Origin of the sequence: Planotetraspora thailandica (assembly GCF_016863335.1) — a bacterium.
Classification (GTDB): domain Bacteria; phylum Actinomycetota; class Actinomycetes; order Streptosporangiales; family Streptosporangiaceae; genus Planotetraspora; species Planotetraspora thailandica.
Genome location: NZ_BOOR01000081.1, coordinates 35,162 through 46,590 on the forward strand (window position 1 = coordinate 35,162; position 11,429 = coordinate 46,590).

The 11,429-nt window shown below is 67.1% G+C and carries 15 protein-coding genes; 7 read left to right on the forward strand and 8 right to left on the reverse strand.

The genetic code is table 11. The features are described 5' to 3' along the window. Positions 1 to 200: 200 nt before the first annotated feature. Positions 201 to 1,073, reverse strand: coding sequence for a tetratricopeptide repeat protein (locus Pth03_RS37840; protein WP_203949318.1), 873 nt, complete (start codon positions 1,071 to 1,073; stop codon positions 201 to 203). Positions 1,074 to 1,153: 80 nt separating this feature from the next. On the opposite strand from Pth03_RS37840, the gene Pth03_RS37845 reads away from it, so the two are divergent. Next, positions 1,154 to 1,369, forward strand: a complete 216-nt coding sequence (locus tag Pth03_RS37845; protein WP_203949319.1) for a hypothetical protein — start codon at positions 1,154 to 1,156, stop codon at positions 1,367 to 1,369. On the opposite strand, the gene Pth03_RS37850 is transcribed toward Pth03_RS37845, so the two are convergent. Both Pth03_RS37850 and Pth03_RS37855 read right to left on the reverse strand, forming a co-directional pair. Beyond that, positions 1,366 to 1,542 (reverse strand): alpha/beta fold hydrolase, encoded by a 177-nt coding sequence (locus Pth03_RS37850; protein ID WP_203949320.1) that lies wholly within the window; start codon positions 1,540 to 1,542, stop codon positions 1,366 to 1,368. The genes Pth03_RS37845 and Pth03_RS37850 overlap by 4 nt on opposite strands. A gap of 220 nt (positions 1,543 to 1,762) precedes the next feature. Continuing rightward, the gene (locus Pth03_RS37855) at positions 1,763 to 2,227 is read right to left on the reverse strand and encodes a hypothetical protein (RefSeq protein WP_203949321.1); all 465 of its coding nucleotides are present in this window, start codon (positions 2,225 to 2,227) and stop codon (positions 1,763 to 1,765) included. Positions 2,228 to 2,665: 438 nt separating this feature from the next. Between Pth03_RS37855 and Pth03_RS37860 the strand changes: the two genes are divergently transcribed. Both Pth03_RS37860 and Pth03_RS42275 read left to right on the forward strand, forming a co-directional pair. Further along, a complete protein-coding gene (locus Pth03_RS37860) occupies positions 2,666 to 2,881 on the forward strand; it encodes a hypothetical protein (protein WP_203949322.1) in 216 nt (71 codons plus the stop codon). Continuing rightward, complete coding sequence (locus tag Pth03_RS42275; protein WP_203949332.1) at positions 2,878 to 3,183, forward strand: winged helix-turn-helix transcriptional regulator; 306 nt, start codon at positions 2,878 to 2,880, stop codon at positions 3,181 to 3,183. Before Pth03_RS37860 ends, Pth03_RS42275 begins: the two co-directional genes overlap by 4 nt. A gap of 218 nt (positions 3,184 to 3,401) precedes the next feature. Here the strand turns inward: Pth03_RS42275 and Pth03_RS37870 are convergent, their stop codons facing one another. Further along, on the reverse strand, positions 3,402 to 3,776 hold the full coding sequence (locus Pth03_RS37870) for a DoxX family protein (RefSeq protein WP_203949323.1): 375 nt from the start codon (positions 3,774 to 3,776) through the stop codon (positions 3,402 to 3,404). On the opposite strand from Pth03_RS37870, the gene Pth03_RS37875 reads away from it, so the two are divergent. Then, positions 3,775 to 3,921 carry a hypothetical protein gene (locus Pth03_RS37875; RefSeq protein ID WP_203949324.1) on the forward strand — a complete coding sequence of 49 codons (147 nt, stop codon included), beginning with the start codon at positions 3,775 to 3,777 and terminating at the stop codon, positions 3,919 to 3,921. The genes Pth03_RS37870 and Pth03_RS37875 overlap by 2 nt on opposite strands. A gap of 167 nt (positions 3,922 to 4,088) precedes the next feature. Here the strand turns inward: Pth03_RS37875 and Pth03_RS37880 are convergent, their stop codons facing one another. Continuing rightward, positions 4,089 to 5,027: an NADP-dependent oxidoreductase gene (locus Pth03_RS37880; protein WP_203949325.1), complete on the reverse strand. Its 939-nt coding sequence runs from the start codon at positions 5,025 to 5,027 to the stop codon at positions 4,089 to 4,091. Between the two features lie 16 nt (positions 5,028 to 5,043). Beyond that, positions 5,044 to 5,670: an LUD domain-containing protein gene (locus tag Pth03_RS37885; protein ID WP_203949326.1), complete on the reverse strand. Its 627-nt coding sequence runs from the start codon at positions 5,668 to 5,670 to the stop codon at positions 5,044 to 5,046. Positions 5,671 to 5,826: 156 nt separating this feature from the next. Here Pth03_RS37885 and Pth03_RS37890 point away from each other — a divergent pair, with 156 nt between their 5' ends. Continuing rightward, positions 5,827 to 6,441, forward strand: a complete 615-nt coding sequence (locus Pth03_RS37890) for a TetR/AcrR family transcriptional regulator (RefSeq protein ID WP_239119688.1) — start codon at positions 5,827 to 5,829, stop codon at positions 6,439 to 6,441. 307 nt (positions 6,442 to 6,748) lie between these two features. Here Pth03_RS37890 and Pth03_RS37895 read toward each other — a convergent pair whose 3' ends face one another. Continuing rightward, entirely contained in the window at positions 6,749 to 7,231 is a 483-nt protein-coding gene (locus Pth03_RS37895) for a PAS domain-containing protein (RefSeq protein ID WP_203949327.1), read from the reverse strand. 162 nt (positions 7,232 to 7,393) lie between these two features. On the opposite strand from Pth03_RS37895, the gene Pth03_RS37900 reads away from it, so the two are divergent. Beyond that, positions 7,394 to 8,323 (forward strand): LysR family transcriptional regulator, encoded by a 930-nt coding sequence (locus Pth03_RS37900; protein ID WP_203949328.1) that lies wholly within the window; start codon positions 7,394 to 7,396, stop codon positions 8,321 to 8,323. Here Pth03_RS37900 and Pth03_RS37905 read toward each other — a convergent pair. Next, entirely contained in the window at positions 8,265 to 8,576 is a 312-nt protein-coding gene (locus Pth03_RS37905; RefSeq protein ID WP_203949329.1) for a recombinase family protein, read from the reverse strand. The two genes, Pth03_RS37900 and Pth03_RS37905, sit on opposite strands and share 59 nt — an antisense overlap. Before the next feature lie 191 nt (positions 8,577 to 8,767). On the opposite strand from Pth03_RS37905, the gene ligA reads away from it, so the two are divergent. Next, positions 8,768 to 10,858: an NAD-dependent DNA ligase LigA gene (ligA, locus tag Pth03_RS37910; protein WP_203949330.1), complete on the forward strand. Its 2,091-nt coding sequence runs from the start codon at positions 8,768 to 8,770 to the stop codon at positions 10,856 to 10,858. The last annotated feature ends 571 nt before the right edge of the window (positions 10,859 to 11,429 follow it).

Genomic DNA, 11,429 nt, shown 5'->3' on the forward strand with positions numbered 1-11,429 from the left:
GCGCAGGGGGTTCTGGATTCCGATCCACGAGACTCAATGACGTGCTCTCAGCATGATCGACTCGGACAGTAAGGCATTCCCGACCGGAAACGACCACGCTCAGGCAGACACGCGGATGAACAGAAGCCGCCGAAAACAGGCGTGGAGCCTTCGGAAGAAGCGCGCCGGCGAGATGACGCAAGCTTCGCCGCGAGTTACCCTCAGCACGTACCTGCGGGCTGAGCGAGTGGGTATGCGGCCCCAGGCCTGGCGGTGCTGTCTCTGCCTTGCCGGGACGGTACAGCCACCAGGCCAACCCTCCACCAGGCGCAGGAATTTTGCGTGGCGTGCGCGAGCAGCCCCCGTCTTCCAGCCCGACTGGGCCGTCTCGAGAACCAACTCTCCGATCGCCGCCTCCGGCGCCAATCCATGGCGGCGGCAGCCTCGGCCGGCGCCCCGGCGGCGAGCCGCATCTCGCCGAGCAGCCCGTGCCAGGTGGAGACGCACGACTGCGGCGGGTCGACGAGGTTCGCGTTGATGATCCGTTCGGCCTCCGCCGCAGCACCGGCCGGGTCGTGGCCGGTGACGGCCAGCGCCCAGCACCGAGCCAGCCGCTGGTAGGTGGCCAGGACGACGAAGGAGAACTCGGGGTCCACGGCGATCCCCCGCTCCGCCGCGCGCAACGCCTCGGCCGGGTCGCCGACCATCGCCGCGGTCCACGCGGTAAGCGCGGACCAGATCGTGACCCCATAAGGCTCGTCGCCCGCGTCGGCCTCCAGCTTGTCGAACAGCACCCGCGCCGTGTCGACCTCACCGTGCAGCATGGCTATCTGCGCCAGCACTCCGGCAATGAGGAGCTGCAGGTCGTAGCGGACCGGGTTGTCCTCGCGCCGGGAGAGGTCATGACGCATGATCTGGTCGGCCTCAGACAGGAAGCGGTAGGCCTCCCCGATGTTGCCCACGTCCCACTGGTGGACGCCCCAGGCTCCCAGGCCGTAGGCGTATACGAGCGGGTCGGTGGAGGCCTTGCCCCGATCGAGCAACCGGCGCGCAAGCGGTTCGCTGCGGTCGAGCTGAATGCTCTGGGCGTACATGACCCAGTGGGAGTAGAGGAAGGCGGTGGCCTCCAGTTCCCGGCGCCGTCCAGGGACGCGGATGGAGACTGCGCACCGCGATGACCGACGCGGTGACCACCCAAACCGGCGTGAACCCGGACCGGGCCGGCTTCAACATCGCCTGGCGGGCCGCCAGTGACCAGATCATCCACGCCGCCAACGTCATCCCCGGCGCGGTCATCGATCAGACCAGCTACAAGGCCACCGTGAGTATCGACATCCTGAGACCCACAGACCCTTGCCACAACCCCCTCACTACACCGCCCTGGCACTAGGCCGTCGCGGCGGCCAGGGCCGTCGCGAAGTCGCGTGGGCACTCCAGCGGCGTGAAGTGCCCAGAGCCGTCGACGTACCGCAAACGGGCATCGGCGAAGAAGTCGCCGATCCGGTCGGACCAGGCGCGCGGGAACAGCGGGTCATGTTCCGGCCAGAGCACCGTCGTCGGCACCGCGATCCTGTCGTCTGGACGCGGCGCCCGCTCGGCCACCGATCGGGCGACCGCCCCGGCGCCGGCTCGGCCCGGATCAGATCGAACGTATTGAGAACGGGTGGCGGAATCTCGATCGGCTCTCCCACCCGAACCCCCTTCGGCAAGGATTGCAATCGTGGATGGATGCCACCGAAATCCGCATGATGGTCGCCGTGTTCGGCATCGAGCCGACGGTGCATTACGCGCACGCGGCCCGGATGTGGCGGAGCGACTGCTGAACATCGCCGTCCGTGTCCGACAGCCCACCCGGCAATGTCGGCAACGTCCGAGCGAACTCGAACAACGCGGCCTGAAGCTCCTTAGACGGGGCACCGTCCACGTCCGTATACGAGCCCTCAGCGATCCCATCCGCCATCCGCGTCAGGTTGGACCACAGCGGCGTGGTCTCGTCCGGGGAGACGTATCCGACCGTCGTACCCTGGTGCTCGACGATGTCGTCCACCTGACCGACAAGGACCATCGCCCTGTCGCACGGGGACTGCATGTCCTCCCGGTTCGCGGCAGCGAAGTCGCTTGCCGCGACCAGCACCACCAGGCCCACCGTGGCGCTCACCGCGATCCCCAACCACGGCGGTCGCTTCCTCGACGGCACGGTCGGCTCAGGTGGTTGACCCACTTGGAAGGTGGCTGGCTCGTCGGCCATGAGGTGCTCCACGGACTGGGGGGAGAACTCGCACCCATTAGACGCCTACCCATCGCACACGGTTGGCGTAGCGACACAGGGAGTCCCGTGTTGGTGCTCTTGGCTGTGAGCCTGCATCGGGTCCTCTTTCTGCGATCGGTTCGTTGATCGCGGAGCACCCGAGCACATCGACGCGTTAACGTCTTTCTGCCGGTTCAGAGCACCTGCAGTCGGTCTGCGACATCAGCTCTCGCCCCCCACGACCGCCGCGATCTCACGCGGCACGATCGACTGCAGCCAGCCCGGCCACGCCGCGCACACCCCGGCGTCGACGACGTCCTGGAAGCGGGTCAACTACTCGGCGGCCGAGTCACGCCCGGCGAGTTCGGCGACCAGGCCCAGCACCGCGACAAGCAACGCGTCAGCCGTACGGCGGATCACCTGCGCGAGCATCACGCCGTGTTACTCCGCGAGCTTGACCTGCTGCTCGGCGATGCCCATGTCGTGCGTGACCTTGGCGTAGCGAACGACTCGGTGATCCGCACCTCGAACAACACCGTCATCGCCACCATCCCCGTCGGGAGCTTCCCCGCCGAGATCGTCATAGCGCGTCTCGTTAGCGAGGTCCAGAAGCCCAAGATTCGCAGGCGAAATGAGAGTTCGACCTCCAAATAAGAGGCCGGCGGCACCGTGACGAGCAAAAACGAGAATTTCACCGGCATCGTCGCCACGACCAACGGGGGGACAAGATCCGCAAGAAGCTGAACGACATCGACACCTTCGTGCAGCTGCTCACCAAGACCCTGCGCGGCCTGGAACGCGATGGTCTCGTCGCCCGCACCGTGTACGCGGAGGTCCCGCCACGGGTTGAGTACGGGCTGACGCCGCTGGGCAGGACGCTGTTGGACGCGATTGACGGCCTCATCCAATGGGTCGACGAGCACGGACGCACCGTGCTGAAGAACCGGCTGGACTAACCTTGGGCTTTCGCGACCAATTTCACCGAGCTAGATCGTTTATATGGGAGAAGTGCCTTTGAGCTGGGAGGATTGGGCTTGTCTAGGGTCCTGTCCGTGCCAGATCAGAAGGCGCTTTCCGCGTGAGGACCATCGCTTCTCAGCGCAAGATCATGGTCCGCCGACGGAGACGGCGACTGTGAAGCGGCCGACAGTTCCCTGCCCGGTAAAGATGGTGGTCAGAACGAATACGGTCCGAACCGCTCCCAGGCGACGACGGCGGCGAGTACGGCGAGCACGACGTTGACCACGACGTTGGGAACTTCACCGCGTCTGGCATGAGTGATCGCGCCTCCGGCCATGAGCACGATGAGCCCGACCGCGGCAATCGGCGCCAGGACGGGCACGATGTCCAGCAGGGGCGGGAGGATCAGGCCGATGGCCGCAGCGAGTTCCAGAATGCCGATGAGCTTGATCGTCCCGGCGGGGAACTGCTCGACCCAGCCCTGTCCGGAGCCGGCCAATTGCTCCTTGGTGCGGATGAGCTTCATGGCGCCGCTGGCGAGGAACACGGCGGCCAGCACGCCGGCGAGGATCCATAGGAAGACGTTCATGCGATTACCTTTCAATGAGAAGTGGGTGGTCGGGGAGCCGTTCGAAGGCAGACGTCTCGTCCTTCTGCATCATGTCGGCCGGATCACCGGCCGGGAGCGCGTCACGCCGCCGGTGGCCGCCGGCGACGGGAGCGCGCCCACCTGATCACAGCCCACAGAGCCCCGCACCAATCTGTTCCGTCAATTCCGTTCACGCCGTTGTCGGCGCGGAATGTGTCGATGATCTGGGCGTTGATGTCTGCCCGCTGGTTGGGCCCGCCGATGTCATGCACGTCTGACATGGGAGGAAGTTGCTCTGGCGTAGCCCTCGACTCACGGCCGGAGGATGATCTTTCCGCCCGCGTGTCCGGTCGCGAGCATGCGATAGGCGGAGCGGGCATCGTCGATGGGAAACTCGGCCGCGATGGAGACGACCAGGTGTCCGGCGGCGGCAAGACGGACGAGGTCGAGCCGGGCCGCGGAGCGGATGCGTTCGGTGTCCGGTCCCGGGCCGAGCGCCTGGGCACCATCGGCGGCCGCGGCGAAGTTGGCGATGGTGACCACGCGCGCGGGGTCGGCGACCAGCGCGAAGGAGGCCGCGATCGCCTCGTCGGTCCCGGCGGTGTCGATCGCCGCCGTCACGCCACCGGGGGCCAGTGCCCGGACGCGTTCGGCCAGGCCGTCGCCATAGGCGACCGGTTGCGCGCCGGCCGCGCGCACCTGGTTGTGGCGGCCGGGTGCGGCGGTGCCGATGACGTGGGCTCCGCGTCGTCGGGCGAGCTGAACCACCATGCCGCCGACGGCGCCGGACGCGCCGTGCACCAGGACGACGTCGCCGTCGCGGACGGCGGCGGCCTCGAGCGTGTGTACGGCGGTGGTGGCGCTGCCGAGTAGCGCGGCCGCCTCCGCGAAGCCGAGTGCCGCTGGTTTGTGCAGCAACATGCTGGCGGGCACGGTGATCTCGTCCGCCTGTGCTCCGGGCAGCCAATGCCCGAACGCCTCGTCACCGACCGTCAGCGGCTCGCCGTCAAACCCGACCGCGCCCGTTCCGGCAGCGGTGACGACGCCCGCGGCCTCGTTGCCCAGTCGCAACGGCAGCATGCGGTCGTCGCGGCCCATGAGCCCCGTAGCCCGTTTCAGGTCGAATGGGCTGATCACTGTCGCTTCAACAGCGACGACTACCTCGCCCGGCCCAGGTGACCGGGGTGTCACGTCGATGACGTCGATGGCATCGGCTCCGCTCCAGGCGGTCGCCGCGACTGCGCGTACCATGATCGAGGTTCCTCGGTCAGAATCCGACGAGCCGGCGGACCAGGATGACGTGGATACGCCCGGGCAGTTCCTGATGAATCTCCAGGATCTTGCCGACGCTGCTGTGCTGTCCGTACGCGGCCTGCGCCCGCGCGTCCTCCAGCTTCAGGCTGTGCTGGTAGACCCGTTCGCGGGCGGCCTCCAGTGTGGGGACCAGCTTCTGGACGCCCACGACGAAGATCACATTAGTGGCGCCCCACGCGTATGCGGCGAGCTGGCTGCCGGAGGCCGACGCGATGACGAGCGTTCCGTCGCGCGTGACGGCGTGCACACTGCCCAGGGCGTAGTCGGCCTGGCCCGCGATCACCTTCATCTGCTGAGCCTGGGTCTGGTAGTCAAGCGCGAGCATCTTGTTACGCGCCGACTCATACGGCCCGTCGGTGTTGATCGTGTCCTCGATGCCGGTCTCCTTCAGTGTCACCGACGTGTTCGTCATCACCGACGAGCCGTGCGGGATCCGCGCCAACGCGGCTTTGCGGGCGGCGTCGAAGTCGTCTACGACCTCGGCGCTGAAGCCGTGCTCTTCCAGTGCGACCACCGTCGCCGAAAGCGTCGCCTCGTCGGGCAACGTCGTGAAGCGCTCCGACGCGTCAACCGTGGTCATGGTTTCTCCCCATCTGCGAGTTGTGTGCTCGAATCCAGACCCCCGTGGGGGCATGGGATGTCAGTGCTGCACGCCCGGCGCCCGAAGGAGCGCTGAGCCACGAGCAGCATAACCGGACTTTACCCCGCTTACGTATTCGGCGGTAGTGTGGGGCGCGTGAACCAGTTCGACGTCTCATGGGGAGCGCCACGCCCTGAGCGCGCGGACGCGGCACGCAACCGGCAGCACCTGATCGCCACCGCCCGTGAAATGATCGCCGAGCTCGGTCAGGAGCGGCTCACCATGGACGCCCTGGCTGAACGCTCGGGGCTCGGCAAGGGCACTGTGTTCCGTCGTTTCGGCACCCGGGCCGGGATCTTCCAAGCGCTGCTGGACGACGGAGAACGCGCTTTCCAGGAGCAGGTGCTCTCCGGCCCGCCACCGCTCGGTCCGGGAGCCCCGCCGCTGGACCGCCTCATCTCCTACGGCCAGGCCCGGGTCCGTTTCCTCGTCGAGCATCAGGAGATCGCCCGCGCCGCCCTCGACGGCCGCCAGCCCATCCCCTCCGGGTCCCAGTCACCTTTGTCGCAAGCTCACATACGGATGCTTCTCGGCCAGATCGACCTCGGCCCGGCCGACCTCGACCTGCTTGCCATCCAGCTCACCGCCGCCCTCGACGGACCTCTTTTGCTCTACGTGTCGGCAACCGACCTCAATCGGGCCCCGGACCAGGTCGAACGGCGCCTCCTCCCCGGCTGGCACGACCTGGTCCGGCGAATCTGCCGGCCCTGACGGTTACGGCCACTCAGGCATCACACCGACAAGGGCCATCTTCGCCGTGTCCACACCGGCGAACGACGGCATCGCTCGGTGACGCGTCGCTGAAAAATGGGCTCGACGTGACGCGCTGACGCATGTTGTTCCGCTGCGGGTTCCAGGAGAAGCCGCAGCCCGTCGCGCGTGGCCGCAGATCCGCGAGTTCAACTCTGCCGCCCTGTCGGCGGACCTGGTCCTTGAGGAGAGCGATTGAGCCCACTGCCGGGCTCATCTCCCTCTTTGACACTTAAGCGTCAGTGGGGTCGATCGGCACCGGATTGCCTCAGGCCGTCTGCAGACCGTTAGGCAGCATTTCTCTCTCGAAGGATTCGCGTCCCGACTCGTCGAACCGCGCGCAGAGCTCCTGTACCTCGTCCTTGAGAAGTACGATCTGAGAGAAGCCGACCAGTTCGCCATTGACCCGGATCGGTGAGACCGTGACCAGGATCGTGGTTTTTCCGTAGGGCCTGGCGACGTAGCTCACCGGCTCGACGCGGCCCTCCTCGAAAAGCCGGAGCATGGCGTCGAAACGGGGATTGGTCACCGCTCGGCGATGCCGCTTCCGGACGTCGTTTCCGATGTATTCGGGCTTCCGGTCGAGGTGCTCCGAAGCCCACTTGTTGTAATACATCACCGTTCCGTGGCGGTCCAGGATGGTGACTCCGACGCCGGCCTGCTCGAGAATCCGGTCCGCCCACTGGTCCAGGCCCCAGTCCGTGGCGATGCGGCTCTCGGCGACTTCGGCTAGCTCGACCTGAGATGACATTAATACCTCCGAAGGCGGAATTGGTAGATACCTGTCGTAATAGACGTATTAGCACAAAGTCTGGACGTTTGATTCCGAGTTCACAATGAGTCTTTTTTGGGGTAAGCCTTCGGCTGAGCCGAAGGCTTCTCGAGTGGGGCCGACGTGGGTACCGTCTCGACCATGACGTATGACCTGACCGATCTTCAGCTATTCCTGCAGGTAGTCGACCAGGGCAGCATCACCCGGGGTGCGGACCGGTCACACCTGTCGCTGGCTTCGGCCAGTGCGAGGATCAAGGCGATGGAGAAGGCTCTGGGGGCGCCGCTTCTGATCCGGCACCGCCGTGGCGTTGTGCCGTCACCGGCAGGGTGGCTGCTGGTGGCCCATGCCCGTGAGGTCGTTAGGCAGATTGCTCGGATGCGTTCAGAATTGTCCCGATATTCTGACGGCCTGCGCTCCACATTGGTGATCTCGGCAAACACTTCGGCAACCGAAACGCTCGTGTCGTCGGTGATAGTCGACTTCATGGCCGACAACCCCGACATCGACCTGGAACTGGAGGAGCGGCCGAGCCACGAGATAGTCGCCGCCGTCACCGACGGCCGGGCGGAACTGGGGATCATCGCCGATACCGTGGACTCGGGTCGGCTGGAACGGGCGGTGCTGCGTCCCGACCCGCTGGTCGTCATCACACGGCCAGGCCACGCTCTGGCCGCGCGTGCTCATGTCGCGTTCAGCGAGTGCCTCGGCCACCCGTTCGTCGGCTTCACCGAGGGGAACCCGTTGCAGGAGCATCTGAGCGGGCAGGCCCAGCCGCTCGGGCTCCGGCCTCGCTACCGGGCGCATCTGCCGACCACGGAGGCGATCTGCAGCGCGGTAGCGGTCGGCGTCGGCATCGCCGTGGTTCCCGCGCGCGCGGTCGTCCGTTGGCAGCGTACCTACGACCTGCGGGTCGTGGACCTGACGAATTCCTGGGCGAAGCGCAACCTGCTGTTGTGCAGCCAGCGCTGGTCCGGGCTCTCCGAAGCCGCGGCGGCGCTCGCCGCACGCCTCAAAGCGCACGGGGCACCCGCCGCCACACCGGACGACGCCGGCGCCGAGGGCGCGTAGACGCCGACGCCCTGGCTCGGGCTCCGCGGGGCGAACGCGATCGTGGAGCGGTGGATCGGAACCGTACGACGCGAATGTAGCGACCGGCCTTGGCCGCCGACTTGTCGTTGTCGGTGTACTCGTGCACGACGGTCCAGCCGTGTCGCCGCGCGGTTTCCCCGTTGACCTTGTGCTGATCCTGCACACCGTGTTCGTCGCCCTTGATGTCAGCGGAGATGCGGGCGTAGGAGACGACGGGGACGAGATCGCTCATGGGAGAGCCTCCCTAGAGTTATTACCCTAAGGAAAGATCTACCCCAAACCGTACACGTGGGTCCGAAAACCCTCGGGGAGGGCACTTCCGTACTCGCTGCTCAACCACACGCCGACGAAGAGGGGACGGACAAAGGTGTCGCAGCTGCCTGTGGCGACGTATTTGTCGGACGCGACCGGCACGATGTTCGAATGACTGACGCGCCACCTTTCACCGCGATCATCGACGAGACCGCCTACGCCGAGGCGGTCCAGCTGGCGGCCGACGCCGCAGCGGCCTACTACGCCGACGGCACTTCCCCTCTGGACGACGACGCCTATGACACACTCGTCCGCGGCATCGCCGCCTACGAGAAGGCCCACCCCGATCACGTGCTGGAGGCCTCGCCGACGGGCAAGGTCGCCGGGGGCGTGGTAGTGGGTGATGTCCCGCACACCGTGCCCATGCTCAGCCTGGACAATGTGTTCAGCCCTGGGCAGTTGGCCGACTGGGTCGCCTCGTTGGAGCGCCGCCTTGGTCGTGCGGTCACCGCTTGGAGCGTAGAGCCCAAGTTGGACGGGATGGCGATCTCCGCCCGCTACCGCCGTGGGCGCCTAGTCCAGCTGGTCACACGCGGCGATGGGACGGCCGGTGAGGACGTCTCGCACGCCATCGGCACGATCGTCGGCCTCCCCGGGCGGCTGACCGACCCGGTCACCGTGGAACTGCGCGGTGAGGCGATGATGACCAGCGAGCAGTTCGCGGCGGCCTGCGCGAAACGCCAGGCCCACGACGGAACCACGTTCGCCAACCCGCGCAGCGCCGCCGCTGGCACGCTGCGCGCGCAGGACCGCCCGTACGTGTGCGAGCTGACGTTCTTCGGGTACGGCGCGCTGCCACTGCCCGATGACGCGTCCGAACTCGCGCAGCAGCTGCGGGAGCTGCCACATAGCCAGGTGATGGACTGGGTCGCCGGGCAGGGCGCGCAGACAACGGCCGGCACCACGGTCGCCGGGATCGTCGCGACGAGCGTCGAGCAGGTGCAGCTGCGCATCGAGGGGATCGCCGCCGCTCGGCCGGAGCTGCCGTTTGGGATCGACGGGATCGTCATCAAAGCGGACTTGACCGCCGACCAGGCGCAGGCCGGGTCCAGCTCGCGGGCGCCGCGCTGGGCGATCGCCTACAAGCTGCCCGCCACAGAGAAGATCACGAAGCTGCTCGAGGTGGAATGGAACACCGGCCGGACTGGTGTGATCGCACCGCGGGCAGTTCTGCAGCCGGTCGAGCTCGACGGTTCCGTCGTCACCTACGCGACGCTGCACAACGTCGCCGACATCACCCGCCGCGGGCTGATGTTGGGTGACAGCGTGGTCGTATACAAGGCCGGTGACGTCATCCCGAGGGTGGAGTCTCCCGTGGTGCACCTACGCACCGGCGACGAGCGGCCCATCGGGTTCCCGCAGGTCTGCCCGGCCTGCGGGGACGCGATCGACACGTCCCAGGAGCGGTGGAGGTGCGTGCGCGGCCGAGGCTGCCGTGCGATCGCTTCCATCGGTTACGCCGTCGGGCGCGACCAGCTCGACATCGAGGGGCTGGCAGACAACCGCGTCCAGCAACTGCTGGACGCGAGGTTGATCGCCGACTTCGGCGACCTGTTCTTCCTGACCCGTGAGCAGGTGCTGAGCCTGGAGCGGATGGCGGAGGTGTCCACCGACAACCTCCTGACGGCCATCGAGCGGGCCAAGACCAGGCCGCTGAGCCGGGTGTTCTGTGCGCTGGGAGTGCGTGGGACCGGCCGGTCGATGAGCCGTCGCATCGCCAGGCATTTCGGCACGATGGAGGCCATTCGCGCGGCCGACGCCGAGGCGTTCCAGCAGGTGGATGGCATCGGCTCGGAGAAGGCGCCAGTGGTGGTCGCGGAGCTGGTCGAGCTGGGCGACCTCATCGACAAGCTGATCAAGGCCGGAGTGAACATGGTCGAGCCCGGAGTAACGCTGGTCGGCGACGAGGGCGGTACGAGTACGAGGCCGTCGGGCAGCGGCGAGCCGGTTGCTTTGCCGCTGGCCGGGATGACGGTCGTGGTCACGGGCGCGATGAGCGGGCCACTGGAGACGCTGTCCCGCACGCAGATGAACGAGTTGATCGAACGGGCGGGAGGTCGGGCGTCGTCGAACGTGTCGGCGAAGACGTCGCTGCTAGTGGCGGGCGAGAAGGCCGGGTCGAAGCGGGCGAAGGCCGAAGCCCTGGGCGTGAGGATCGCTTCACCTGAGGAGTTCGCCCAGATGGTCACACAGCTGTTGTAGGTGACGGGCACGCCCATCGAGCCGCGCAACTTCAACCGCGCCCGTCGAGGGCCACTGCCATAGGGCTGCTGTCCCGCGCATCCGCGTCCACGACATCCGGTACACCTGTACCTCGCTCCTGGACAACTCGATGAACTGTCAGCCGCCGCCCTCTCCTGTGGTCGTCACGGGCCAGCGCGCCGCCCTGGCACCTTCCCGGCGCGCCGCGGTGACGAGCACGCCATCTGCGACCCTCCGGAGAGTTCTCGCATGGCCAGTGCGCCGTTCATGTGAACCCACGCTGTGAGCTTTGAGAATAGGTTGCTGATCTTACCGTCCTGACTCGGAAATGGGGGGTGCAGGCCAGGGGTTGACTCTGGACCGGATGTGTCGAGTGACCGTGAGTCACTGGCTCCCCGACCCCGCGCCGACCACGTCATGGAGATCTGGCCTGGATCCTGTATGTGCGGGTCGGTCTCCCGGTAGCGCGGGAGGCGCAAGACGAAGCGGGCGCCGCGGTCGCTGTCTTCGATCCGAAGCGTACCTCCGCACGCCTCGGCGATCTGCCGGGCGATCGCCAGGCCGAGCCCGC